The sequence below is a fragment of the Roseivirga sp. E12 genome, assembly GCF_017592825.1.
Lineage (GTDB): Bacteria > Bacteroidota > Bacteroidia > Cytophagales > Cyclobacteriaceae > Roseivirga.
This window is the reverse complement of record NZ_JAGFMD010000001.1, coordinates 1154280-1179872: the sequence shown is the minus strand read 5'-3', so window position 1 is coordinate 1179872 and position 25593 is coordinate 1154280. Positions and strand designations below refer to the sequence as shown.

General features: G+C 40.3%; 20 protein-coding genes. 11 read left to right on the top strand and 9 right to left on the bottom strand.

All coding sequences use genetic code 11. The features are described 5' to 3' along the window. The first annotated feature begins 18 nt into the window (after window positions 1-18). Window positions 19-987, top strand: a complete 969-nt coding sequence (locus J4E76_RS05155; protein WP_208501798.1) for a rhodanese-related sulfurtransferase — start codon at window positions 19-21, stop codon at window positions 985-987. Further along, on the top strand, window positions 984-1850 hold the full coding sequence (locus J4E76_RS05150; protein ID WP_208501796.1) for a nucleoside phosphorylase: 867 nt from the start codon (window positions 984-986) through the stop codon (window positions 1848-1850). Before J4E76_RS05155 ends, J4E76_RS05150 begins: the two co-directional genes overlap by 4 nt. Here J4E76_RS05150 and J4E76_RS05145 read toward each other — a convergent pair. Beyond that, window positions 1847-2503, bottom strand: coding sequence for a hypothetical protein (locus J4E76_RS05145; protein ID WP_208501794.1), 657 nt, complete (start codon window positions 2501-2503; stop codon window positions 1847-1849). The two genes, J4E76_RS05150 and J4E76_RS05145, sit on opposite strands and share 4 nt — an antisense overlap. Window positions 2504-2549: 46 nt before the next feature. After that, on the bottom strand, window positions 2550-3134 hold the full coding sequence (locus J4E76_RS05140) for a hypothetical protein (RefSeq protein ID WP_208501792.1): 585 nt from the start codon (window positions 3132-3134) through the stop codon (window positions 2550-2552). Between the two features lie 442 nt (window positions 3135-3576). Between J4E76_RS05140 and J4E76_RS05135 the strand changes: the two genes are divergently transcribed. Next, the gene (locus tag J4E76_RS05135) at window positions 3577-4950 is read left to right on the top strand and encodes a M28 family peptidase (protein ID WP_236017271.1); all 1374 of its coding nucleotides are present in this window, start codon (window positions 3577-3579) and stop codon (window positions 4948-4950) included. A gap of 48 nt (window positions 4951-4998) precedes the next feature. Here J4E76_RS05135 and J4E76_RS05130 read toward each other — a convergent pair whose 3' ends face one another. Together J4E76_RS05130 and J4E76_RS05125 are read right to left on the bottom strand one after the other, a co-directional pair. Beyond that, window positions 4999-5739 carry a LytTR family DNA-binding domain-containing protein gene (locus tag J4E76_RS05130; protein ID WP_208501790.1) on the bottom strand — a complete coding sequence of 247 codons (741 nt, stop codon included), beginning with the start codon at window positions 5737-5739 and terminating at the stop codon, window positions 4999-5001. Further along, on the bottom strand, window positions 5736-6755 hold the full coding sequence (locus J4E76_RS05125) for a sensor histidine kinase (RefSeq protein ID WP_370592796.1): 1020 nt from the start codon (window positions 6753-6755) through the stop codon (window positions 5736-5738). Before J4E76_RS05125 ends, J4E76_RS05130 begins: the two co-directional genes overlap by 4 nt. A gap of 367 nt (window positions 6756-7122) precedes the next feature. On the opposite strand from J4E76_RS05125, the gene J4E76_RS05120 reads away from it, so the two are divergent. Genes J4E76_RS05120 through J4E76_RS05100 form a run of 5 tightly spaced genes read left to right on the top strand, consistent with a single transcriptional unit; the run spans window position 7123 to window position 15447 of the window. Beyond that, window positions 7123-9477, top strand: coding sequence for a TolC family protein (locus tag J4E76_RS05120; protein ID WP_208501786.1), 2355 nt, complete (start codon window positions 7123-7125; stop codon window positions 9475-9477). A 6-nt stretch (window positions 9478-9483) separates the two neighbouring features. Continuing rightward, complete coding sequence (locus J4E76_RS05115) at window positions 9484-10572, top strand: efflux RND transporter periplasmic adaptor subunit (protein WP_208501784.1); 1089 nt, start codon at window positions 9484-9486, stop codon at window positions 10570-10572. Window positions 10573-10597: 25 nt separating this feature from the next. Next, on the top strand, window positions 10598-13711 hold the full coding sequence (locus J4E76_RS05110) for an efflux RND transporter permease subunit (RefSeq protein WP_208501782.1): 3114 nt from the start codon (window positions 10598-10600) through the stop codon (window positions 13709-13711). Then, window positions 13704-14396, top strand: coding sequence for a two pore domain potassium channel family protein (locus J4E76_RS05105; RefSeq protein WP_208501779.1), 693 nt, complete (start codon window positions 13704-13706; stop codon window positions 14394-14396). Before J4E76_RS05110 ends, J4E76_RS05105 begins: the two co-directional genes overlap by 8 nt. A gap of 4 nt (window positions 14397-14400) precedes the next feature. Beyond that, the gene (locus tag J4E76_RS05100) at window positions 14401-15447 is read left to right on the top strand and encodes an adenylate/guanylate cyclase domain-containing protein (protein ID WP_208501777.1); all 1047 of its coding nucleotides are present in this window, start codon (window positions 14401-14403) and stop codon (window positions 15445-15447) included. Here the strand turns inward: J4E76_RS05100 and J4E76_RS05095 are convergent. The 5 genes from J4E76_RS05095 to J4E76_RS05075 form a co-directional block, all read right to left on the bottom strand. Beyond that, the gene (locus J4E76_RS05095) at window positions 15444-16073 is read right to left on the bottom strand and encodes a hypothetical protein (protein ID WP_208501775.1); all 630 of its coding nucleotides are present in this window, start codon (window positions 16071-16073) and stop codon (window positions 15444-15446) included. The two genes, J4E76_RS05100 and J4E76_RS05095, sit on opposite strands and share 4 nt — an antisense overlap. Before the next feature lie 11 nt (window positions 16074-16084). Next, window positions 16085-17101, bottom strand: a complete 1017-nt coding sequence (locus J4E76_RS05090; RefSeq protein ID WP_208501773.1) for a glycosyltransferase — start codon at window positions 17099-17101, stop codon at window positions 16085-16087. A gap of 61 nt (window positions 17102-17162) precedes the next feature. Beyond that, a complete protein-coding gene (locus J4E76_RS05085) occupies window positions 17163-18683 on the bottom strand; it encodes a hypothetical protein (RefSeq protein ID WP_208501771.1) in 1521 nt (506 codons plus the stop codon). Next, complete coding sequence (locus J4E76_RS05080) at window positions 18680-19225, bottom strand: RNA polymerase sigma factor (protein WP_208501769.1); 546 nt, start codon at window positions 19223-19225, stop codon at window positions 18680-18682. Before J4E76_RS05080 ends, J4E76_RS05085 begins: the two co-directional genes overlap by 4 nt. Window positions 19226-19457: 232 nt before the next feature. Beyond that, window positions 19458-19955: a GNAT family N-acetyltransferase gene (locus J4E76_RS05075; protein ID WP_208501767.1), complete on the bottom strand. Its 498-nt coding sequence runs from the start codon at window positions 19953-19955 to the stop codon at window positions 19458-19460. 125 nt (window positions 19956-20080) lie between these two features. Between J4E76_RS05075 and J4E76_RS05070 the strand changes: the two genes are divergently transcribed. The 3 genes from J4E76_RS05070 to J4E76_RS05060 are packed head-to-tail and all read left to right on the top strand — an operon-like array spanning window position 20081 to window position 25564. Then, window positions 20081-20419 carry a PadR family transcriptional regulator gene (locus J4E76_RS05070; protein WP_208501765.1) on the top strand — a complete coding sequence of 113 codons (339 nt, stop codon included), beginning with the start codon at window positions 20081-20083 and terminating at the stop codon, window positions 20417-20419. Then, window positions 20416-22989, top strand: coding sequence for an ABC transporter permease (locus J4E76_RS05065; protein ID WP_208501764.1), 2574 nt, complete (start codon window positions 20416-20418; stop codon window positions 22987-22989). The genes J4E76_RS05070 and J4E76_RS05065 overlap by 4 nt, the downstream gene beginning before the upstream one ends. Next, on the top strand, window positions 22982-25564 hold the full coding sequence (locus J4E76_RS05060) for an ABC transporter permease (RefSeq protein ID WP_208501763.1): 2583 nt from the start codon (window positions 22982-22984) through the stop codon (window positions 25562-25564). The genes J4E76_RS05065 and J4E76_RS05060 overlap by 8 nt, the downstream gene beginning before the upstream one ends. Window positions 25565-25593: the final 29 nt, after the last annotated feature.

Below are 25593 nucleotides of genomic sequence, written 5' to 3'. Positions count from 1 at the left end.
AGCAATAGGGCAGAAGTTATGGAAAAGAAGTATTCAATATTACTCTATTACTGCTATGCCGAAATCAAGGATTTTGAAGCATACAGAGAACAACATCACCTTTTTTGTGTCGATAACAACCTAAGAGGAAGAATCATCATCTCTCCAGAAGGACTTAATGGCACCGTTTCAGGCCTGCGAGAAGATTGTGAAAAGTACATGAGCTATGTGCAGTCAGACGCGCGTTTTGCAGATACGGAATTTAAGGTTGAAGCGCATGATAGAATGGCTTTTGCCAAGCTACATGTTCGCGTTAAGCCAGAAATTGTTCATTCTAGTTTAAGACATCTCAACCCAAGGGAAGAGACCGGGCAGTACGTAGAGCCAGGCCAGTTCAAAGAAATTCTTGAAAACCAGCCAGAAGATACCGTCATTCTTGACGTTCGTAGCAACTATGAGCATAACGTAGGGAAGTTCAAAAATGCCCTGACGCTAGATATAGATAACTTCAGAGACTTTCCAGAAAAGGTTAAGGAGCTTGATCACTTAAGGAACAAGAAAGTTATCACCTATTGCACAGGAGGGATCAAATGTGAAAAGGCGAGTGCCTACCTATTGGAACAAGGTTTTGAGAATGTGTATCAGCTTCACGGAGGTATTATCAAGTACGGAATTGAAGCTGAAGGAAAAGACTTCGAAGGAAAGTGTTACGTGTTTGACAATCGTATAACGGCAGACGTTAACCATGTTAATCCAAGTATTCTTTCTAGGTGTCATATTACAGGAGAGCCTACCGATCGTATGGTGAATTGTGCAAACTCTGAGTGTAATGCACACATTCCTATGAGCGAGGAGGCTGGTTGGTTAATGGATGGCTGCTGTTCTGACGAGTGCAGAAACAATCCTTCTAGAAGACCTTATGATGGTACAGGGTACTATCAAAAGAATACGAACCATTATAACCCTCTCAAGGGGGTTAAGCGCGAACCAGCAAAAATTAACTCATGAGCATAAGAATCCCTGAGTCGGAATTAATACTTACTCCTCAGGGACGTGTATATCACCTGAACCTATCTCCTGAAATGGTCGCGGATACCATTATAGTGGTTGGTGACCCTGAAAGAGTACCGAAGGTGAGTTGCTATTTTGACAAAGTAGAACACCAAGTAAACAGTAGAGAGTTAGTCACTCATACAGGGACTTTAGGAGGGAAGAGACTTTCCGTTATCAGCTCAGGAATGGGTACTGACAATGTAGAATTACTCATGACCGAGTTAGATGCCTTGGTAAACGTAAACTTGGAAACTCGTGAGATTAAGGAAGACTTGAAGAGCCTTCAGATAATTAGAATTGGAACTTCGGGATGCCTGCAGCCAGAAATTCCAATTGACGCATTTCTGGTATCTACGGCAGCATTAGGCTTGGATACACTGATGAACTTCTATAATTGGACTAGTGACAAGGTTACAGAAGACTTCACTCGAAAAATACAAAATGAGCTTTCCTTAAGTTTTCAACCATATTTTGCCAAAGCTTCTGAAAAACTTTTGTCCCTTTTCAGTGATAACTACTATCAAGGTGTTACCATCACAGCTCCTGGTTTCTATGCACCTCAAGGACGCCAAGTTAGACTTAAGCCTAGAGTGGATGGACTGGTAGATAGACTCGCAGCTATGAATACACCCTTTGGCCAGTTCACCAATCTTGAAATGGAAACAGCAGGCTACTACGCAATGGCACAACTTTTAGGTCATGAAATGATTAGCCTCAATGCTTTAATTGCTAATCGGGCACGTCAAGAGTTCTCTAAGAACCATGAGTCTGCGGTAGACGATTTGATCAAAAGAGTATTAGCTACACTTAGCGCTTAATTAGTCATCTCTAAAATTCGATCAATGCGTGTTTTCGCATTTTCATAATATCGATTGAGCAGGGAAGTTTCATTCATGGTGAAGCCCACGAAGTTTCTGAATAGTGGCGTTTTAAAATAATCTACATGGATGATTTCATTATTGATGAAATCATAGCTAGACATAAACTGAGGATAGAAGTTATCATCTAATGCTCCCGCAAGGTTGATGTGTTCACGCTCGATAAGGTCATAAGATCTATATAGTTCTATAAGTGCTTTTTTGAAGTCCTTGTTCTTGAAGACCTTGAAATCACCACTCTGCTGTAATGATAAATAGGTACTTTCATTCGGTTCGAAAAAGTTGTAGTTACCAATGAGGTCGCCATATGTAGGCATGGAATCATAAGTCAGGTTACTTTCCTGTCTTTGAAAAAAAGATATCGCTTTACTGAGTAATCGAAGCTTTCTCTTGTTACTCTCAATGGAGGTGCTTAAGTAGTCAGCGTCTTTCTGCAGATCTGATCGAAGGTCTACAATGTATTGTGCCTCCAGGGCTCTTTCTTTTTTGGCTTCCCCAAGGTTGGATAACCAGAAGGCAATTGTGATACCCAGAATCACAATAATAAATTCTATGAAGTAGTCTTTAAAAGTAGATTTTCTATTGTTTCTCATGACCAATTATTTGGTCTAAAGATTCAAAGAAAACAGAAAGGCTGCATTACTTCTTTTTAGGCTTCAAATTGCCTTGAATAAGGAGGTTAAATTCTGTACAGGTCAATACACCATTGTTGGAATAGGGGCACTGTTTATAGATTTTTTCCCCTAAGGCATCTTTAGTGATAATCACATCATCTCCACGACATACCGGACAAATGATAGGAGTGGCATCATCACACTTGATAGTGTTACGATAAAAGAACTTACTATTCACATCTGCTGAAGTAGCAACTCCGCGGTTTTCTCTAAAACCTTCTTCGGCTTTTTCTAGCAAAACTAAAGTCTCTTTTGAGAATTGACCTTGACTTCCTTTCAGCTCTAAATACTTATTGAGCCAGTCTATGCTTTGAGAAAACTTCTTTAAGAAGAGAGAGTTTTTTCCGAATTGAAAACAGAAATCAGCTGGCAGGACTTCAATTCTGTCTAGTGCCCTCATAAAATAGATATCAGCTTCACCATACTTTTCCTGATCCATAAAGACTACAGCAGAATCGATAAATAGTCGAGGGTCTTCAGGTCGGATTTGAGCCTGTATACTCAAAACTCCAAAAAAAGACAAAAGGCAAATGAGAAGTGCTTTGTTCATACGGAATATTGTGTGGCTAAATTAACAAAGTTTGGACACTAAAAAGCCCCGGTGTCACCGAGGCGATACAACTTAACAGTATTTAACGAGTGTGTAACTAAGTATCTCTACTTACTTGCTGCTTGCCTTTTTCTTAGGCAGGGCGATTTTTTTACCCGCTATACTGTAAATACCGAGACCTGTGGCAATTACTGCTGCTGCTGTGATTAAAAGTGTTTTCTTTTTCATTTTGAATTATCCTTACCTCTCTTATACGACAATCAATGTGCCAAGTTTGTTACACCCTAAGAAAAATATTCTTTTTTCTAAGAAGATTGTAAGTTATATACACTTCAAACCTGCAAAACCCCTAGGCTCAGAGAATAAACTCCACCCATCACTTATCCATTTTGGGGTGAAGGTTTCTTTTATACTTTTAGGCGAAGATTAACCTAGAATACTTATGAAGAAAGTCTTTAAGACATTGGGTTTGTTTGGTCTAATGATGGCCTTTCAAACGGTGAGCGCTCAGGAAGCCCCTCCGCAAATTGATACAAGAATTTACGAAATCATTAATGCTACTTCAGCGGACCGTATTGAAGCAGATATTCGGAGACTAGCAGGTTTCGGAACAAGAAATACCTTTTCAGATACCGTTTCTGAAACCAGAGGTATAGGGGCTGCCCGTAGATGGATAAAATCGGAATTCGAAAAAATCTCTCAGGAGTGTGGAGGGTGTCTAGAAGTATTCTACCAAAAGGACTTTGTTGAGAAAACAGAGGGGAGCCGAGTACCACATAGTGCATGGATTGTTAATGTTGTTGCCGTGCTAAGAGGTACTGACTATCCAGATTCTTATGTAATGATGTCAGGTGATATCGATTCAAGGGCATCTAATACCATGAATTACGAGATTGATGCACCAGGCGCCAATGACAATGCCTCTGGAATGGCGGGCACGATTGAAGCTGCCAGAGTGATGTCAAAGTATAAGTTTAAGCATAGCGTAGCCTTTGTTGGGCTTTCTGGTGAAGAACAAGGCCTTTTCGGAGGGCGAGGGCTAGCCAAGTATGCTCAAGAGAATAACTGGAAAATGATCGGCATACTGAACAACGATATGATTGGAAATATTGAAGGCGTTGATGGAGTAATTGACAATAGAACTTTCAGGATCTTTTCTGAACCTACACCTGCTAACGAAACAGACAGGCAAAGGGGGGCAAGGAGGTTTGCAGGTGGTGAAGTCGATGGTATTTCTCGTCAACTAGCCAGATTTATTCATGGGCAGGTAAAAACCTATATGCCTGAAATGAACCCAATGATGATTTATCGTCTGGATCGCTTTGGAAGAGGAGGTCATCACCGTCCATTCAATGATTTGGGTTTTGCAGGTGTGAGAATTATGGAAGCCCATGAGAATTATAACAGGCAGCACCAGAACATTCGTGAAGAGAATGGTATCAAGTACGGTGATGTAATTGAGGGAGTAAATTTCCCTTATGCCAAGAAATTGACTGCGGTGAACGCTATTTCATTGGCAGGCCTTGCCTGGGCGCCACCTGCACCTACGGAGGTGAGAATCGGAGGTGCGGTTAGACCTTCAACTACTCTGCAATGGGCAGCATCTGACGACCCCGATATAGCAGGCTACAAACTCTATTGGAGGCTAACAACTTCTCCAACTTGGGATAATTTTAAGTTTGTCTCGGGCGTGAACGAATTCACTTTAGAGGGAATTGTTATTGACAACTATTACTTTGGAGTGTCGGCTGTTGGCAAAGATGGTAATGAGTCGCCAGTGGTTTTTCCAGCTCTGCAGATTAGAAGGAGGAGGTAAATAGCTTCTTTGTTTGAGATATTGAAAGGCAGCCATTGGTTGCCTTTTTTATTTTAGAAGATTTGCTCGGTCAATTCTTTGAATAAAATCATCTTTTTTGCTCTTACTCAGACTGATCATCATATTGTCACTTAGACGAAGAGTATTACCTTCTATAGCATTGATAAAAGAGATATTCACAATATGAGAGCGATGGACCCTAAAGAAAGTCTGTGGAGGCAAAACTTCCTCCATTTTGTTCATTGACTGTAAGGTCATTATCTTTTTACCAGTGGTAGTAACAATTTGCACATAGGCACCTTTACTAGTAATGTACTGGATCTCTGCATAATTTACCTTCAACACCTTGTTATCAGCTTTGATGAAGAGAAAATCATCTATCATTTCAGCTTCAACAGCAACGGATTGAATGACCGAGAGGGCCGTCTGAATATTGGCCTTTGCTAAAAGACGGTTGACTGACCTATAAAAGCGATCGAATTCGATAGGTTTCAAAAGATAGTCTGTCACGCCATATTCATAACTTTGAATGGCGTACTCAGAGTAAGCAGTGGTGAGTATTACCTCAGGACCCGGTCCGAGGCTTTTCAGGAAATCAATCCCAGTAATTTCAGGCATTTCTATATCCAGAAAAAGTAGGTCTATCTGGCCTATTCTGACATAAGGCATGGCTTCCAGTGCTGTAGAGCAGGTGGCTATCAGTTCCAACTCAGGTATTTTGGAGATGTAATCAGCTAATAAACTCCTAGCAATCGCTTCATCATCTATTACCACACATTTCAGTATCATACCAGTTGCAGTTTAAGGCCAATTTCAAAAAAATCATCAATCATTCCAGCTTGCAGGCTATGTTTTTCGCCATATTCAGCGCTCAACATCTTTTGTGTATTGAAGAGACCTATGCCTGAATCTTTCTTCTTTTTGACATCCTTTTTAATAGTGTTACGAGTGGTGAAGTGCAGTTCGTTGTTTGAAATCTCCAGTGTCACGGTCACCCAACCTTCTTCGTTGGTCTCGATATCACTGTGTTTGAAGCAGTTCTCAACAAAGTTTATTAGGAGCATTGGCATAATAGTATGTTTGTCTGCGATTCCATCACAATAGAAATCTATTCTATCCACAAGGCTTTTCGATTTCATCGATTGAAGTCTGAGGTAATTTTCTATGAGTTCTCGTTCTTTTCTAAGACTTACACGTGGTGCACTGCAGTCGTATAGTAGGTAACGGAGTATTTGTGAAAGCTGTGAAATCATTTCCGGTGCACGCTTGTCTTTCATATGCACGAGTCCATATATGTTGTTAAGGGTATTGAACAGAAAGTGTGGATTGATCTGGCTCTTTAGTAAACCCAACTCTGCTTTCACTTTATCAGCTTCTGCTTTTACTGTATTCAATTTTTGTCCATAGTAGTAGTGTGTATAAGCAGAAGTAGACGCTAAGAACAATCCAACGAGAGTGAATATTAGCCAAAGGAGGACATTCAGTATTAATGGAGGCTTACCGGAGATATTCAGAAGGTCAATTATTGAAACTATCAGCATGCCAGCTAATACTAATACAATTAATCGAATGACGTATTTCTTCTTTTCTACATCCGTATTGCGGATAAGCCCTTTTACAATGTGTTTTTTGTAGAGAGTTATCACAACAATAGAGGTTAAATATATTTGGATACTAAAGTTAAATGCAACGAGTGGGCTATCTCCTACATAGAGTGATACTGCAATCACCATGTACATCATGTGCATGATGACAGTCGGTACGGTATTTATCAAGCGTTGCGCTCTATCTTCCTTTTCGGTCACGGTCAATTATCTGAGTTTTTCTAAGAACGCGTTTGTTTTTTTTATGAAATGGTTTGTATTGTGAACGAATGAATTAAATCATCGAGTGGATGACTTCATGCATCTTAGAAATAGTTTGGTACAGAATATAGGGTCTTTTGTTCAAAAATATTTTATAGTCGAACTTAACATGCGATTTTGTAAAAGTTGATAGCCAATCTGAAAAAGATCAAGAGCCTTAAATGGTCTAGCGAATTTCATGGATCCCAAAAAGGAAAAACTGTATCCTAAATTGTTGGATAATAGCTTTGACTTTTTTAACAAAAAAATAACTATGAAAATGGTTAACTTAAAAGAAGTAGCTCTAACCACCTAACCTTAAACTCTTATGAAAATCAAAGCCATTATCATTGTGCTAATGGCATCCATGGTATACAGTTTTGCCCAAGAGCCGGGTAAAAAGGATATTCATATTGGGATGCTTTTAGACGTTCGTACCTCAGAAATTGAGCCACTAACTGATCGTTTGAAGAACGAAATTAGGGCCATCGTAGGGGAAGATGCCAATATTGTTTTTTCTGAAGATCAAGTTCTGGTCAATGATTTTGATTTGGACAAGGCTGAAGAGCATTATCAGATGATGGTCAAAGGGAAGAGCGATATAATTTTAGCCTTTGGCGCAATCAATAATGTGATTGTATCAAGAAAAACGGAGCACCTTAAGCCCACAATCCTTTTTGGGTCAGCACCTGGAGATTTTGCAGAACTTGATAAAACCAAAACATCATCAGGTATTCATAATCTAGTGTACCTGGTTACTTCACAATCTTTTGAGGTTGATCTTGAGGTTTTTTCTGAGCTTTATCCTTATGAAAATGTGGGGATAGCAGTAGAAGCAGCGATGGAGCGCACTTTGCCAGTCAAGGAGCTACTTGACCGAATATTTCAATCGAAGCAAGCTAAATACCGACTGATTCCTTTCGAGAACATAAACGATATTACCTCTGACCTAGAGGGGCTCGATGCTTTGTACATGGGAGGAGGTTTCCTACTGACTGATTCTGAGGTGTCTGGTTTAGTGACCGTCCTCAACCAAAAGAGAATTCCATCTTTTACTTCTACAGATGTGAATGATGTGACTCTAGGATTGATGGCCACCAATCAGAGAGCAGAAACGTTGGATCAGTTCTTCAGAAGAATTGCACTGAGTGTAGAGGCTATTATTAATGGTGAAGATGCAGCCAACCTGCCCCTGTATATAGAGAGTAATAGTGAGTTAACTATTAATTACAATACGGCAGAGAGACTTGGTGTACCGCTCAAGTACAGTCTAATAGCTACCACAAATCTGGTTGGTGATTTTGAAAATGTTACTGCAGAAAAGAGGTACAATCTATTGGAGGTTATGAAGGAAGTTTTGACTGCTAATCTGACTTTGAGGTCAGGAGCAAAAGACATAGAGCTGACAGGGCAGGATGTCAAAACCGCTAAGAGTAATTACTTACCTGAAGTAACGGGTTCTGTTACTTCAACCTACTTGGATCCAAAAATAGCCGAGATTTCAAATGGACAAAATCCCGAATACTCTACCGATGGGAGTGTTACAATTAGCCAGACAATTTTTGCTCCGGGTGCTACTGCTAATATCAAAATTCAAGAAGATCTTCTGAATGCCCAGCGAGAAACATATAATGCAAGTCAGTTAGATGTCATTTTCGATGGAGCGAATGCCTATTTCAATGCATTGTTACTCAAGGCTAACTTACAGATCAGCTCGAGGAATCTCGACCTAACGAAAAGAAACCTTCAGCTCGCCCAGCAAAATTATGAATCGGGGCAGTCCGGTAAATCAGATCTCTTGCAATTCCGTAGTCAAATGGCACAAAACACACAAACGCTGGTGGAAGCAGTGAATCAATTGGAACAAGGGTTTTTCTCATTGAATCAGTTGTTGAACCAACCGATTAATCGAAAAATTGACGTACAGGATGCTGACTTAGGAAAAGGAGTGTTCGAAGAATACGATTACGATCAGTTAAGAGTATTTCTTGACGATCCGAGCTTGAGAGCTCCCTTCGTGGAATTCTTAGTTGGCCAGGCAAGAAACAATGCGCCTGAGTTGAAGTCATTGGCATACAATATAAGTGCTAACGAAAGAAACCTACAATTGGCAAAGAGAGGACGTTTTTTGCCGACTATTGCACTGCAGGGCCAATATAATAGCAATTTCACTCAGGGAGGGGTGGGTACAGAAGTACCAATGGGCTTTGCTGCCACTCCAAAGTCTAACTACAATGTGGGTTTAAACTTATCCCTGCCAATCTTTCAGAGAAATCAACAAAACATCAATAGACAAACTGCTTCTATTCAGAAAGAACAATTAGATATCAACCGCCAGAATATTGAACTCAACCTAGAGAACAATGTGAATGTGGCTGTACTTCAATTAACTAATCAGATAGCCAACATCGAGTTATCAAAGGTATCAGAAGAAGCAGCTAGAGAGGGCCTTGAACTTACTCAAGAGTCGTATGCTACAGGAGCTGTCAATTGGGTGCAATTGACAGAGGCTCAGGATAACTACTTGAATGCTCAGTTGGCAAATGCCAATGCTATTTACAATTATCTGCTCAGTTCACTTCAATTAGAGCGTATCATGGGTTACTATTTTCTGCTTCACACTTCCGAAGAGAATGAAAACTTCAGACAAGAGTTCTTCACCTATTTGACCACTAGAAATTAATTCATTATGCAAAATATTGTAAAATCAACCGCCCTATTTTTCCTTTTAACACTCTTGTATTCATCATGCGGAACGGAAGAAGAAAAAAATGTAGAAGTACTGCGACCAGTAGTTTATCAGGAGGCTGGTCTCCAAGGGAAATCTGTTGAACGATCCTTTAGCGGAACGGCAGAAACGGAAAAGGTGGTTAACCTGAGTTTTCGAAATAATGGAATTATTACTCAATTCGATATGAATTTGGGTCAACGTGTGCAGAAAGGACAATTGCTTGCCAGACTAGATAATGTACAGGCAAGGCTAAGTTATGAGCAATCTCTATCGTCACTGAGTAGTTCAGAGTCACAAATGAAAACGGCCAAACTGAATTATGATAGGATTAGATCTCTATATGAGAAGGGCAGTGCCTCTCTGAGTGATTTTGAAAATGCTAAAAACTCATATCAGAATGCGCAGAGTAGCTTTGAGTCTTCTCAGAGAAGTGTGGAAATCCAGAAAGAACAGATCAACTATGGTTTTATATATGCTCCGGAAAATGGCATAATTGCAAGTGTTTCATCTGAGATTGACGAGAATGTTTCATCAGGCCAAGTGGTGGCAGTACTCAATGCAGGTGGCGAGATGACCATTAGATTGGGAATACCCGAAAGCGTGATTAACAGTGTCAGAGAATGTAGCAATGTGAGGGTTTCTTTTTCTGCCTTAAATGGGCAAGTTTTTGAAGGACAGGTAACAGAAATATCCCCTGCCGTTGATAGAAATACCGCGACTTATCCTGTCAAGGTGGCCCTGCTAGCACCAACTGAGGAAATCAGAGCGGGTATGGCCGCCAATGTGACCTTTGGTTTTGGTAATGGTGATCCCGATGTACTAATTATCCCAGCTAAATCTGTAGGAGAAGATAGTAAAGGGCGCTTTGTCTTTCTAGTGAATGAACAGGGTAAGAATGTAGGTACAATAAAGAAACAGCACATAACATTAGGCGAGTTCTCTTCAAAAGGCTTTGAAGTAATTAGTGGCCTCTCTGTCGGGGATAAGATAGCCACGGCTGGACTCCAGACTCTGCTCGATGGTCAACGAGTGAGCCTACAAAAGTAATTCCTGTTAGATAAAAATTTAGAAGATGAATCTTACTCAATTTGCGATAGAAAAAAACAGGATTACCTGGATGGTCCTAGGTACGATTATCATTATGGGATTGACCTTGTATAGCTCACTACCCAGAGATAGCATGCCTCCTTATATTATAAGAGTTGCGACAATTGTCTCTCAATTTCCCGGAGCGAGTCCTGAGCGAGTCGAGCAACTGGTGACTGATAAGATTGAGAAGATTGCTCAAGAACTACCAGAGCTCAAAGAAATTAACAGTACATCTAGAACGGGGCTTTCAGTTGTTTCGGTTACACTGAAAGATGAAGTTGGTCTCGAAGACTTACAGGCAGTATGGGATCGACTTAGAAGAAAACTCAATGGCGTTCAAGGTCTGCCACAAGGTGTTGATCCAAACCTGAATGATGATGGTATAGGAGACGTATATGGCATCGCAGTCGGATTGGTAAGCGATGGTTTCTCTTATGCTGAAATGAAGGAATATGGCGATGATCTTAAGGATGATCTAATTAAGTTACCCGATGCAGCAAAGGTGGCAATGGGCGGGGAGCAAGAAGAGCGTGTTTTTGTGGAATTTGATAACGCAGTTCTTCTGGAATATGGCCTTACTTCTGACAGACTCAAGGGCATTATAGGTTCTGTGAATATACTCAGTTCAGGAGGGCAAATTAACCTGGGTGAGGAACGTATTATATTAGAGCCTACTGGAAATTTCAACTCAATTGACGACCTAAGAAAGACCCTTATTTCTGTTGGAGATGGTAGTCAGATGGTGTATCTGGAGGATATTGCCAAAGTTTCTAAAGGATATATTGATCCGTCAAACCAATTAATCAGAGTAAATGGGAAAAGTGCCCTTTCCCTTCATATAAACCTGAAAGATGGTGCCAATGTGATTAAGCTAGGAGAAGATGTAGATGTTGTGCTAGAGGAGTGGAGAGCCAAACTACCAATAGGACTCGATCTAGTGCGTTTGTCATCTCTGGATGCATATATCGATGTGAAAATCAGCGATTTCATCGTGAACCTTATACAGTCGATTAGTATTGTTTTTGCTGTAATGTTGATCTTTTTGGGCATTCGTACCGGGAGTATTATTGCTAGCTTGATTCCGATCGTGACCATCATGACACTGATGCTTATGGGTTTGATGGGTGTCGGACTTAACCAAGTGACACTAGCAGCGCTTATTATGGCCCTGGGTATGATGGTCGATAATGCGATTGTTGTAGCGGAAACCATTATGGTAAAAATGGAAAATGGTGCTAAGGCAAAACAAGCGGCTATTGAGGCTTGTAGTGAGTTGTTTATGCCCCTGCTTATTTCTACTCTAACCACATCTGCGGCTTTCTTGTCTTTCTATCTGGCCGAGTCTGTTATGGGAGATATTGTCGGCCCCATCTTTGTCGTCATTACTTTGGCTTTGCTTTCATCTTGGTTGATAGCGCTTACAGTTATTACTATGTTTTGTTATCTCTTTTTGAAAGTCAAAAAGAAGGGGGAGGCGAAAATAAGTTTGATAGACAGGGCCATCAATTGGATTAAGAACTATTATGAGATGCTGATTATGTTCGCATTGAACCGTAAGGGCTTAGTTATGACGGCCATTATACTCTTGTTCTTTGCTTCGCTTTTTGGCTTCACAAAAATACCTTTTGTATTCTTTGCTGATAGTGATAGAAATATGATCACTATAGATATAAACCTGCCACTTGGTACACGTATTGAACGTACGGCCGAAATAGTTGAAGGGATAGAGCGTTTCATGACCGATTCACTTTTGGTGAAAGATGAACGTACTGCTGGTATAGATAGCTGGTCTTCATATATAGGAGAGGGCCCAGAATCCTATGACATGGGATATTCCCCTGACGAAGCAAATCCGAGCTATGCACACATTGTGGTAAATACTTCGAGCGCTGAGTTAAACAATGCTATGATCAGTAGGTTGGATGCCCATAGCTTTCTTGCTTTTCCTGATGCTGATATCAAAGTTGGCCCCTTGGGGGCTGGAGGTGGAGGAGTACCCATTGAAATTAAAGTGTCGGGAGATGATCCAGACATACTGGCGACTATATCTGAATCTGTTAAGCAGCGTCTCAATGCCATAACAGGAACCAAGAATGTAAAGGACGATTGGGGGCCCAAGAGCAAGAAGTTTGTGATCAATATTGATCAGTCAAGAGCTCAGTCTGCTGGCATAACAAGTCAGGACATTGCGACCTCGCTTCAAACTGTCTTGGATGGTTTTAGGACCGGAGAGTATCGCGAAGATGATAAATCGATACCCATTATGCTACGTAGTGATGCTAGTCAGCAGCAAACCTTAGAATCCCTAGAAACGATGAACGTGTTTGGGCAAAACAATGGGCGAAGTGTTCCTTTAATTCAAGTTGCCAATATTGAGCCACAGTGGCAGTACTCGAAGATCAAACGCTTTAATATTAATCGCACGGTGAACGTGTCTAGCGAACTGAAAGAAGGAGGCAATGCCGCAGCCATTACGGCTGAGGTCACACCATGGCTGGACACAGAAAAAGCAAACTGGCCTTCAGGCTATGACTATACGTTTGGTGGAGATGCAAAGAATACCGCTGATAACCTTGGGGCTGTGATGAAATACCTCCCGCTTTCTGGTTTTATTATCGTGCTCCTTCTCATTATTCAGTTTAATTCGTTTCGAAAAATGGTCATGGTCATTTGTACCATCCCTCTAGCGTTGATCGGTGTGGTTGTAGGGCTGTTAGTTTTTGGTGAGAATTTTGGGTTTATGCCATTTCTAGGAGTGATTTCACTTGCCGGTATTATTATCAATAATGCCATCGTGTTGGTAGACAGGATGGAAATTGAGCAAAATGACTTTGGCAGAAGCCCTCAAGATGCAGTAATCGTGGCTTGCTTACAAAGGTTTAGACCCATCTTGTTAGCTACTTTTACTACTGTACTCGGATTATTGCCATTATATCTTAGTGGAGGAGAAATGTGGGAGGGCATGGCTGTTTCCATTATGATAGGGCTCCTGTTTGGTACGGTCATTACCTTGGTATTTATTCCATCCTTTTACAGCATCTTGTTCAAAGTCAATTATAAGGGCTATTCATTCAACAAAGAGATGTTAAATGAATAAGGCAGGGACTTATGAGCGACTTTACAAAAATAGATTTGAGTTATTTTTCGGAAGCTTAATAACTATTCTTTTTGGGTCTCTAGTTGTGCCGATCGACTTTTATGAAAGAGTGCTGTCCCCTGTACTCTTTTTATTGAATTTGATAACGAGTACCCTATTGATTTCTCATAGAAAAGGGCTGGTGAAGTTTTTTGTCTTTCTATTCACCATTTCGTTGATCTCTTTCGGACTGAATTTCTTTAATAAACCAGTACAATTTGGTTTTGTAGAGTATATCAGACTGATTGTTTATTTTCTTTTTTACATAGTAGTGACTATTGAAATAATAAAGCAAGTTTGGAAAGCCAAAGAAGTAAGTAAAAACGTAATTATGGGCCTTATGAGTGGCTATATCTCCATAGGTCTACTCGGGTTTTTTCTGTTTTTGAGCATAGAGATATTGAACCCTGGTGCCTTTAATGGATTGTTGATGGAGGGATCGGCTGACGCAGGTGCTAAAGTAGATTCGTTGATATATTACAGTTATATAACCCTGTTGACAATCGGCTACGGAGAGATTTATCCAGTGACGGCTGTCGCTCAAAAGGCAGCGATTTTGGTGGGGCTTATGGGGCAGTTCTACCTTGTGATCATAACTGCTGTGGTTGTAGAGAAATACATAAGATTTTCACAAAAGAAGAGATAAACCAATGACTAAAGATAAGTGGTTGCTGATCAGGGATTATGTGTTCGCTTGGACCTTGGCTCTTATTGTCTATAATCTAGTGAGAAGTGTAGGTACCATTGAAATAGATGGGATACAACTTTCTACACAACAGGGCCTACTGGTATCACCTTTTTTTGGGATGCTTTTTGGGGTTGTCTTTGGCTTTGCTCAAATGACTTTTGAACGACTCTATGATAAGAGAACAGCACTTCCAAAGTTATTTTTATTGAGATTGCTCCTTTCCTTAGTCGTTCTTTTGTTGGCAACAATAGCGGCTTTTATCACCTTTATTTTCCTTTTAGAAATGGGAGATTTAAAGTTTTCTGAGTTTATCTTCAATCCACCAATTTTTGTTTTTTATGGATATATATTGCTGATAGACATACTTATCTCTTTGTTGCGACAAGTAAGTTTGATGCTTGGACCAGGGACCTTGAAAAAATTATTTCTGGGGCAGTTTTATCAGCCAAGGGAAGAGGAGAGGGTTTTTATGTTTCTGGACCTTAAATCGTCTACTGAGATGGCTGAAAAATTGGGGCATTTCAAGTATAGCCGAATGATTCAGGATTGCTTTGATGACCTTGCCGTAGTGACCAAAACAGAGGCAGAGATTTATCAATATGTAGGTGATGAAGCTGTGCTCACATGGCACAAGGGCCCAGGATTGAAAGACAAAAATTGTATTCATGCCTTCTATCGATTTAAGGCCCAAATAAATACTCGAGAAGACCACTATTTGAAAGCTTATGGGCATAAACCTTTTTTTAAAGCAGGCCTGAATATTGGAAAAGTGACTGTGGCGGAAGTAGGAAAGGTCAAGAAGGAAATAGCCTATCATGGCGATACAATCAATACAGCCGCAAGAATCCAAGGAAAATGCAATGATTTCAATAGCGAGTTGTTAATCTCGAAGGAACTTAAAGATGCCTTGGGTGAAGACTTTGATTTTGAGACAAACCACATGGGGCATATCCCTCTGAAAGGGAAAGCGAACGAGGTGTCCATTTTTAGTGTAGAAGAAAAACCTTAAGGCTCCCGTTTTTGTTTCATCGCACCTTGGACAGTTATGTCGGTAGCCTTTTTTGATTGACGTTTTGCCAGTCTTTGCTTCTGTTGTAATTCGCGGAACGTTCTTAATTCATCCTTGGACATGCCTTTGATTCTTTTGCAGGCTGGTGAATCTGCTATTTTGGAGAGCTTATTTGTTGATGGATGAACATAGAATTCTTTGAAAGTATAGTAGTTAAAATCTGCCACTTCCTCGGGATCTAACTTTAAATACTTCTGCTCTCTCTTATCCCAAAGTCCGTCTTCCTCCTCTTCCACCAGGTCGGCAACGAACCATTGAACACAGTCTTTATATTCAGCTAGGTTCGTGGGGATTCTATCCATAATTTCTTCATAAACCCCATCCCAGTCGTCACCAATTCTTCCTCTCAAAAATCGAATCAGTAGCCCGTAATTCACTTTGTTATTAAAGAAGTGCCTGCGCCTGCCCATGCCCTCATATTTGGGAAGGTCTTCTGAGGAATGTTGCTTTTTGGAATTCCGTGTATCAGCATAATCACCTGACTCTACATACTTCCTTTTGCTACCGGAGGTCTTGAGCCGGCTGATTAACCATTTCTTATTGTGATCTCGGCTTTTATTACTCATTACTTTCTAAGCTATGTAAAAAACCAATAATCTCTTACCGGTTCTTTGTTCCATTGATCCAACTGATTCCTGATTTCTATTTTTCCATCCGGAGAAGCCACCACTACCATAATCTGTGGGTTAACAAGCTTTTGGATAACCTCAAAATGCTCGGTCTGAATATCATAAATATTGATTCCAACCTTCCTAGCATTGTCGGAGACCCAATGAAAGGTATCACCTCGCTGCTTAAGTAATTTGGCCATGTCTTTGCCATTTCTACCAGTTCCCCAAAGTACCAATGGCCTTGATTTATCACGGTCTAACGCATAGAAATACTTCAACTTCATACTGAAGTATCGATTGTCTTTGTATTCATCCCATGTCCTGGAAATGCGGTTGGAACGATCTCTCCAATGGTGAAGGACTTTATCTATACCGATGACTCGTAGTTTGTGTTTATAGAATCGGAAGCATAAATCGTAGTCTTCAGGGTATACTTCAGGGTTGAAGCCATCGACCAAGTCAAAATCATCTTTGTGAATAATCCAGCAGTGGGAGGGTATCACACATTCCTGGTAGATTTCCTGGTAGTGGGTGCTGTTTCTGGCCACTTCATTGAGCCATTCTTCATAGCGAAGAAAGCCACCACCTACTTCGCCATCGTCAACAAAGTGTTTTGTACCTCCAGCAATGATGTTCCCTTTGCCATGGGCTTGCCATGCCGACACCAAACATTCGAGTTTGTCAATCGGCATTTTGTCATCAGAGTCCATACGGTTGATCAAATCACCCTTGGCAAATTGATATCCATATTTGAGTGTAGGAATCAGCTTTGGTCTATCGCTATGAAAAACGCGGATTCTTTCATCCTTAGAGGCGTAGCTTTCAAGGATTTCAGGAGTCTCGTCAGAAGAGTGATCATTAATAGCAATCAACTCCCAGTTTGGATAGGTCTGAGCTATGATGGAGTCAAGACAGTCTTCTAAATATATAGCAGTGTCTTTTGCCGCCATAATGATGGATACGAGAGGAGTGGTATTTATCATCTCGGGCAAATTAGCATAAAAAAAGCAGCACAGGGCTGCTCTTCTAATGGTGAACTTATTTCTAATTATTGCCCAACCTCATCCCGTCAGAAAAGCCAAATATTGGAAACTTGGCAAAGTCTTGTTCAAATACACTACCCCTAAGCTTTTTTGAGTCAAGACTTCCTTGAACACTACCAAAGAATTTATCTTGGATAAACTCACCGGCAATTATGAAATCTGGGTTGAATAGTATCTTCACGTTAACACCAGTTTTAATGTCATATCTATCCAGAATTCTTTCTATTCTGAAAGTCTGCTGTTCGCTTAACGGATTACCGTTAACAAGAATTCTTGGTTGATCAAGAAACATGCGTATACCCGCTTTCTTAGAGCTGATAATATTATCCTGTGTCAGTTGTCGGTAAAGGTCCTTTTTCAAAGTCCTCATGCCTTTGCCATTTAGATCTATGCCTTTTCCTTCATTTTCTTTAGTATAGATCGACACGGCTTCTTTTCCTGAGTCAAATAGCTTTCTATGATCGCTTTTCGCCTTAGAAGTATTATCTCTTTCAGTCTTTCGGTCATTTCCGAAAATACGCTCTATCTGAGATATGTTGACTTCTGAATCTTTTAACCTTCCTTCTGTTTTTAAAATGATGTCAGAATCCATTTCTTCGATTTTTGGTTTGCTAGGGGTGATGAGACCATTGAGGCCTCCTAGTTTATCACCACTTCTATCGAAGAGACTATTAATGGATATTTGGCCCGAGTCTAGGAAATAGATTTCCATGTCTCTTCCAAGTGCACTACCATTAAACCCTTTGGAAGTAAAATCCCCAACCTGAATGAACTTGTTAGATGTAACAACCCGTCTGTCTGGGCCCGGACCAATATCAAAAGATTGAAGAAGTTGAGCATACTTGGCGTAGACCTCACCCCTTAAGGTGGTACCATTAATGATAATGGCATTCTCTTTAAATTCTACGGTGTTGAACATAGCATCAGATTCGTAGAGCTTGTCGTCTTTCATATACCTAGTGACTTTCTTCTTCAAACTTCTTAATTCGGCACCAGTCAGTTCGATTTTGTTCATGGCTGCCTCAGGCTGAGGTGTGTCGAATCGTCTTTTAGGAAGTGTTGCATTAAGGCGATTAACATTTGTTGTTTGCTGAATTGTCGCAACCACTTGCTCTTGACTACCTTCCTCTTCGGTAGGTTCAATAATCGAAATTTGAGCTGTTTCCTCCGTGGTAACAATCTCTCCCTTTACGGTATCAGTTTGAATATTGCTGAGCATAATTAGTGTTGGAGACTCTAAGCTATCCAGCACTAGGGACGGAGGGTTTGCTGTACTAGGATCGATAGGTTCAAAGACCTTGTCCTCTGACGGTGATGAAAAATAGATCACTGCACTTGTGACCAATGCAATTGCTGTTGTTGTCATGATAATTGAGTTTAAATTGAAATTTTGAAACCAGTTATTGGATGGTGGAGGAAGTGTCGGTATGGTTTTGATAAAACCCAATACTTCTTGCTTGGCCAGCTCGGTAGGAGCCTGCTTGGCAATTTCAATCAGGTATGAAGTGTCTTTAGCTCTCATAATGTGATTGTTTGAAGTGTTTCCATTAAACTAGACATTGAAGCGGACGAATCGTCTTTCATCAATGCGGCTAGTTTTTTTCTTCCTCGACTTATTTTAGTCTTAATTGCACCTTCGTTACTGCCTTGAATTTCAGCGATTTCTTTCATGCTAAACCCATTGATCTCAAAGAGCACGAGTGCGTCTTTTTGTTTCGATGGAAGTTTGTCAAGCATTCTATAGAGAAGCTGAATATCTAATACAGTCTCGGGTTGTACACCTTGATCTGCCAAGCGTTCGGCATGTAAATCCGTCAACTCAGCTTGAGGCTTTTGTTTCCTCCAATTGCTGATTGACCTGTTACGCGCTGCTCGGATCAGATAATGTAATAGCTGTTCCTTATTATCAATTTTCTCAAACTTGTGATAGGCCGTAACCAGTACATCTTGTATAAGGTCTTGAACATCCATTTTGCCATAAGCAAGGGAAGAACAGTACCTTAAAAAACGGTCATGACAAGCGTCATAAGCTTTCATGAAATCGTCTTGTTTAGTATTGGCCATAATCGAAAATAAGGATTCTTTGGTGGATAGTCGTCTGACCTGACAATAGGTTACATTTGGTATGAAACTTTTTCTATTTGTGCTTTTAGATACTCAATTCAAGTGATTTCATTCTATGATTCGACTCTCTCCTAAGCGAAGAGTATTCCTGCTTTCTCGGTTGACTTATGTCATTGTCTTTACAGTAGGTAGAGATTGTGAAGCTGAGTGCTGTCAAAAGTATGGTGCAGGATTAGATTCTGCTCTTGACCATATAAACCTCATGATAGAACGTTCCGTCAATGCAAGAGGAGTTGTGCTCCTCTCCGTACTTTATAAAACCGAGTTGTTCGTATAGTCTTAGAGCAGCATGATTATCCGTTCGAGTAGATAGGTTGACTTGTGTGAGAGTGGCTATTTCGAAGGCCTTTGTTACCAGAGCTTGAACTAATTGTTTGCCAATTCCTTTGCCTCTATAATCAGGGTGAGTGTATATACCCCAAAGAAAACCCTTGTGCTTAAGTTTTAAAGAGGGTTCTCTACGAAAGCCACCGATTCCCATAAGAACAGAATTGTCAAAATAGCCCATGATAAAATCATCGGAGTTATCGAGTATTTCTTTGTAGCGGCTTTCTCTTATTGGTTGTTCTTCTATTTCGCTTGCCCAGAAAGAGGTGGGATCAGTAGTGAGTCCCAGAGACCTTAACTCAGCGTATTGAGAATAATCGTCAGATGTGAGTGTCTTGATCATGGTTGAAGCTCAAGTTCTTAAATAATTGTAAAAGAACCAGTTATCATGAGTTTTTAACAACTATTTGTTTTACAAACATAGATGTTATAGATTTGATCTATATTTGTAAATATAATTGTTTCGATATGAAAGGAACTAACATTGGAGAACTTGAAGAACTGGTTTTATTAGTAATAGGTGTCCTGTACGAAGGAGCGTATGGTGTTTCAGTCTTAAAAGAAATTAAAGAGCAAACTGGCCGAGAAGTTAATATCAGTGCCATACATGCGGTAATGAATCGCCTTGAGGATAAAGGCTTCTTACGGTCAGAAATGGGAGGTTCATCCAACACCAGAGGGGGTAGGCGTAAAAGGAACTATTACTTGACTTCAAGTGGAAGGGCCACATTAGATCAGGTTAGGTCAGTGAGAGAAAAACTATATAACCAGCTATCTCCTTCAGCTTCATACAACCTGTCAGTATGAATTCAAAAGAACCACAACCACCAAAGTGGGCAGACCGCTTTTTAAGCTGGTACTGTAATCCAAAACTTTTGGAACAGATCCAAGGAGATGTTCATGAACTATTCTACTGGAGATTAGAAGAAAAAGGCCCAAGAAAAGCAAAAAGGTCATTTGCATGGGATGTAATTCGCCTCTTTAGGTGGTCAAATATTAAAAGGAAATCGAATAAAACTCAAAAACTAAACAACATCGCAATGTTCAAAAATTACTTCAAAATTGGCTTAAGGAATCTGTGGAAGCAGAGGATGCCTTCCTTGATTAATGGACTTGGTTTGGCTCTGGCGATTGCTTGCTGTCTTGTCGCTTACCAATTTTCTATTAAAGATTTTATAGTTGACAAATTTCATGAAAACAAGGATCAGATATATTTGGTAACGCCCGTCCATTTGATTGAGGGCACTCCAAGGTATTATGCTCGTACTGTTTCGGATATTAACAAGTTGATACCTGAGAATGTAGCGGGCGTAGAATCAATTGTTAGGTATTATCCCGGTTTTGGAGGTGTTTCCGCTAATGACAAAGAGTTTTGGCAGACGATATCGTTTGTAGATCCAGAGTTCTTTGATGAGTTCACTTTCCCAATCAAACTTGGAGAGAAAAAACCATTGAAAGAAAGGGGCGAAGTAGTACTCAGTGAGTCAATTGCGGAGAAGCTATTTGACCGAGAATACCCGATAGGAAAAACAGTAAACATTAGTATAAGAGGGATCAAGCAAGACTTTATTATTTCTGCCGTAATGCAGGATCGTGGTCATGAAACCAATATGAGTGTTGACATAATGATTAACTATTCGAGTATGCCTTTCCTTCAAGAAATGATTGGTGCAAGTACCTACACTTTTCTCAGTATACCGAATAAGGAGTCTGTTCAAACGGTGGCTAGTGGATTGGATAAATTGCTGACTCTTCTTCCAGAAGATAAAGCCGCTCAATACCGTTCAATAGAAATGGTGCCATTCATCAGAATGATGGACTTTGGAGAGCAATTAGTTGGCACTTTCGCTTGGGGCATAAATTATGAGGGAATTCTTATTATAGGTGCAATTGCGCTGTTCATGCTTACCCTTGCCACCTTCAATTACATCAATATTTCTACCGTAATGGCCATGAGTAGGGTAAAGGAAATTGGGGTGAGAAAGGTAGTTGGAAGCAGTCGATTACATATCGTGTTACAGTTCTTGACTGAAAACTTTATTCTTTGTCTATTGTCTGTTTTAATGGGTCTTGCTTTGGCAAAGGGCCTCTTCTTACCATGGTTTAACATTGTGGCAGATGAATATTTTTTCTTTGATTTCAGTAACCCAAGAATCTTAATTTTTATAGTGTCTCTATTGACTTTTGTCACCTTGGCATCAGGGGTTTATCCAGCGTATATCGCGGCAAGAATGCAACCAACAGTAATCTTTAGAAACGCTGGGAGCAAAAAGAGCAAAAGGCGTCTGACGGGAGTCTTGCTTACAATTCAATTGGCACTTGCCTTGATTACTTTAGTAAACGCACTAATGTTCATCTATACTGAACAGCATAACAAACGCAGTGATTGGGGTTTTGAAAGATCGAATAGACTAGCACTTGCCAATGTGAGCAATAATAACTTTGATATTCTTAGGAATGGTATTGAAGGAATTTCAGGCGTTGAAACGATCTCTAGCAGTTATGGAGGGATTACTGGCTTGGGCCGCTTCACATATGTGGATGTGAACAATCGGTCAGTTCTTATGAGAATCGCCTATGCTCAGGCTGATTATGCTGAGACGATGGGGCTAAAACTATTGAAGGGGCGTTTTCTTGATGACGAAATTGTTGAAGACCAATCTAGAGGGATTATTGTCAACGAAACTTTCCTGAGGAGAACCGGGCTAGATAGTATCAACTCAAAGATTGCTATAGATAGCACTGAACTTGTGGTTGTGGGCGTTGTGAAAGACTATTTCTATAATGGATTCATGAGCCCCATCGCACCAACGATAATCAAGATCGGTAATGGTGAGGATTATAACCACTTGACAATTAAAGTGGCTGATGGAAAAGTGGCTGAGATTGAAGCGGCTGTAAACAAGGTGCTGATCGATACCGAAACCACAGAGGCAGTTCTAATGCCAATGGAAAATATTCTTGACGATTATTTCATTGATAGTACAAGAACACAGAACCTTATGATCTTTTGTGCGTCAGTAGCAATTTTTCTGGCAGCAATGGGCATTTTTGGGCTAGTATCCTTGAATATAAAACATAACATCAAGCGCTTCGGAATTAAAAAGGTGCTGGGTGCTGAACGCAAGCATTTATATAAAGATATTTGCAAACCCTTTGCCCTAATAAGCATTATAGCCTTTATCATTGGTGGCTGTGCCTCAGTTATACTGATTTCTCCCATACTTGAAATGGCACATTCTTACTATCCTGAATTTAACCTAGCTTTAATTCTGAGTGGCATATTGCTCTTACTGCTTGTAATGGTATCAACTGTAAATACTCAAGTTAGAAAATTAGTTAGGCTTAATCCGGTGGACACCTTAAGGAATGAGTAAAAGTTTCCCAAGCCCACCCAAATGGGCAGATCGCTTTTTAAGCTGGTACTGTAACCCAAAGCTGCTGGAACAAGTCCAAGGAGATGTTCATGAACTCTTCTACTGGAGATTAGAAGAAAAAGGCCCAAGGAAAGCAAAAAGGTCATTTGCCTGGGATGTAATTCGACTGTTTAGGTGGTCAAATATTAAAAGAAAATCGAATAAAACTCAAAAATTAAACAACATCGCAATGTTCAAAAACTATTTTAAAATCGGTCTGCGAAATCTCTGGAAGCAGAGAATGCCTTCAGCTATTAATGTTATTGGTCTGTCGTTAGCCATAGGCTGTTGTCTGGTATCATTCAAATACATAGAATTCCAGTTAGTACGAGATTCATTTCATGAAAAAGGGGATCAAATCTATTTAGGAACACATAAAGCTTTTGAGGACAATGGTGTTTATGAATACGGCTATTTCTCTTGGGCAATAGGAGACCTTATACGTGAAGATTACGCAGGTGTAAAGAATGTAGTACAGTATAACACCAGAAGTGTGCAGGTTGAATTGGGGGACCAAGCGTTTTCAGAAAATGGAGCCTTTACCAACAAAGAGTTCTTTGACGTTTTTTCCTTTGATATCATTTATGGTGATAAGGAAGCTTTGGCGAATAAGGATCGGGTAGCATTAGCAGAAATGACTGCTAAACGGTTTTTTGGAGATATCGATCCAATTGGTAAAATAGTGAACATTACCATTGGTGGTGAGAGCAATGATTTTGAAGTGGGAGTTGTTTACAAAGAAGCACCCAATAACTCAAGCATTTGGCCTGAGGTTATTATTCATCCGGATTGGTTCATTGGAGATGCCGACCGCAAAACGCTTATAGCAAACTTCTTCTTAGAGCTGGAACAAGGGGTGGACTTCACCGATGTTATCCGTCAACTTCAATCGTTGGTTACAGTGCAGAACGGCTTCAATTTGGATAGAAAGTATGAAGAGGTTGGCCTAGAGCCTCTTACAACAATGGCCAAAAACTCTGATAGAATTCGTTTTGGCCTTGGCTCAAGACCTCCAATGGCTCCAATGATTTTGCTAGCTTGCATCGCTTCATTTATGCTCATTTTGGCCACTTTCAATTACATCAATATTGCCACTGCAATGGCTACTAGGCGAATCAAGGAGATTGGTATTCGAAAGGTAATCGGTAGTAATAGAGGTCAGTTAGTAGTGCAATTTTTAACGGAGAACCTGATCCTTTGTGCCTTGGCTATGGTGCTTGGGTGCTTATTAGCCGCTGGATTCTTCATTCCCAAGTTTAATGTCATATCAGGAAGCACGCTTAAACTCGATATTCTTAATCACACCAATCTACAGCTGTTCCTAGTAGGGCTCCTGTTCTTTCTGACCTTTGCATCAGGTGCCTATCCGGCTTTCTTTGTTTCAAGGTTTAAACCCGTTAGAATTTTTAGAGGATCTGAAAGTGTAGGAGGAAAACGCAGATTCACCATGGGCTTATTGACTTTTCAGTTTGTCTTAGCCATGATTACGATTGTTGCCGGGGTCGCATCTGTTCAGAATAATAATCTTTACGAAAACAAAGCCTGGGGGTATAATCAAAACGACAAATTGGTTGTGAACTTGTCGAAAGAGAAGTTTCAAGCCTTTAGATCTGAGGCAATGAAAAACCCGAATGTTTTAGATGTTGCAGCCAGTTTTAACAGTCTGAATAAGCACTGGGATTTCAGAAAAATGAAAATAGGTGAGCTTGAATATGAAGGACAATATTTAAGAAGTGATGCCTACTATCCGGAGTTTATGGAAATACCATTGGCAGAAGGTCGCTACTTTGATAAGGCAATACCCAGTGATTTGACTTCCTCTATCCTTGTGAACCAAGCATTTATCAGAGCTTTTCAATTGGAAGATTTTGTTGGGGCAACGGTGACTATTGATAGTACTAATTTTCAAATTGTGGGTGTTTTAAAGGATTACTTCTACAGTTCCTTCCAAGATGGTATTGAACCGGCTGTATTTAAAGCTCAGCCTGACTCTCTTTTGACAACATTAACCTTTCAGGCCAGAGAGGATAAAATGATAGAGTTACGAGATCAACTCGAATCGACTTGGGCTCAAATCGAAAGTGAGGCTCCATTTTCTGCTCATTTTCAGTCAGAAGTAAGAGCGCGCGAATTTGAGGACATGCGAGGCTTAAGAAATGTATTGGTCTTTACAGCTTCCTTGGCGGTTTTGCTCTCGGCAATGGGTTTGTTTGGCTTAGTTTCACTTAATATCTCAGCACGGTTTAAAGATTTTGGTATTAAGAAAGTATTGGGTGCTTCAGCGATGAACCTGTTAGGAGATGTTTATAAGCAATTCTCCTTCATCGTAATATTTGCCGTAGTGGCAGGAAGTCTGTTGGCTGTAAAGGTAGTGGACCTGTTGCTCGTAAGTGTTTATGGAGAACATACGCCTGTGAATATTGTGCCTTTAGGCTTAGCAGGTCTCTTATTACTAATGGTAGCAGCGATTACTATTAATATCCAAATGCGAAGGGTTAGACTGATGAATCCTGCTGAGACACTACGAACGGAATAGGAATAGAGGTGTGGCAAAAGCCACACCTC

Bases quoted from the DNA above. Each gene is read 5' to 3' on its own strand.
- J4E76_RS05155 (WP_208501798.1), top strand. From the start codon at position 19: ATGGAAAAGAAGTATTCAATATTACTCTATTACTGCTATGCCGAAATC.
- J4E76_RS05150 (WP_208501796.1), top strand. From the start codon at position 984: ATGAGCATAAGAATCCCTGAGTCGGAATTAATACTTACTCCTCAGGGA.
- J4E76_RS05145 (WP_208501794.1), bottom strand. From the start codon at position 2,503: ATGAGAAACAATAGAAAATCTACTTTTAAAGACTACTTCATAGAATTT.
- J4E76_RS05140 (WP_208501792.1), bottom strand. From the start codon at position 3,134: ATGAACAAAGCACTTCTCATTTGCCTTTTGTCTTTTTTTGGAGTTTTG.
- J4E76_RS05135 (WP_236017271.1), top strand. From the start codon at position 3,577: ATGAAGAAAGTCTTTAAGACATTGGGTTTGTTTGGTCTAATGATGGCC.
- J4E76_RS05130 (WP_208501790.1), bottom strand. From the start codon at position 5,739: ATGATACTGAAATGTGTGGTAATAGATGATGAAGCGATTGCTAGGAGT.
- J4E76_RS05120 (WP_208501786.1), top strand. From the start codon at position 7,123: ATGAAAATCAAAGCCATTATCATTGTGCTAATGGCATCCATGGTATAC.
- J4E76_RS05115 (WP_208501784.1), top strand. From the start codon at position 9,484: ATGCAAAATATTGTAAAATCAACCGCCCTATTTTTCCTTTTAACACTC.
- J4E76_RS05110 (WP_208501782.1), top strand. From the start codon at position 10,598: ATGAATCTTACTCAATTTGCGATAGAAAAAAACAGGATTACCTGGATG.
- J4E76_RS05105 (WP_208501779.1), top strand. From the start codon at position 13,704: ATGAATAAGGCAGGGACTTATGAGCGACTTTACAAAAATAGATTTGAG.
- J4E76_RS05100 (WP_208501777.1), top strand. From the start codon at position 14,401: ATGACTAAAGATAAGTGGTTGCTGATCAGGGATTATGTGTTCGCTTGG.
- J4E76_RS05095 (WP_208501775.1), bottom strand. From the start codon at position 16,073: ATGAGTAATAAAAGCCGAGATCACAATAAGAAATGGTTAATCAGCCGG.
- J4E76_RS05090 (WP_208501773.1), bottom strand. From the start codon at position 17,101: ATGATAAATACCACTCCTCTCGTATCCATCATTATGGCGGCAAAAGAC.
- J4E76_RS05085 (WP_208501771.1), bottom strand. From the start codon at position 18,683: ATGAGAGCTAAAGACACTTCATACCTGATTGAAATTGCCAAGCAGGCT.
- J4E76_RS05080 (WP_208501769.1), bottom strand. From the start codon at position 19,225: ATGGCCAATACTAAACAAGACGATTTCATGAAAGCTTATGACGCTTGT.
- J4E76_RS05075 (WP_208501767.1), bottom strand. From the start codon at position 19,955: ATGATCAAGACACTCACATCTGACGATTATTCTCAATACGCTGAGTTA.
- J4E76_RS05070 (WP_208501765.1), top strand. From the start codon at position 20,081: ATGAAAGGAACTAACATTGGAGAACTTGAAGAACTGGTTTTATTAGTA.
- J4E76_RS05065 (WP_208501764.1), top strand. From the start codon at position 20,416: ATGAATTCAAAAGAACCACAACCACCAAAGTGGGCAGACCGCTTTTTA.
- J4E76_RS05060 (WP_208501763.1), top strand. From the start codon at position 22,982: ATGAGTAAAAGTTTCCCAAGCCCACCCAAATGGGCAGATCGCTTTTTA.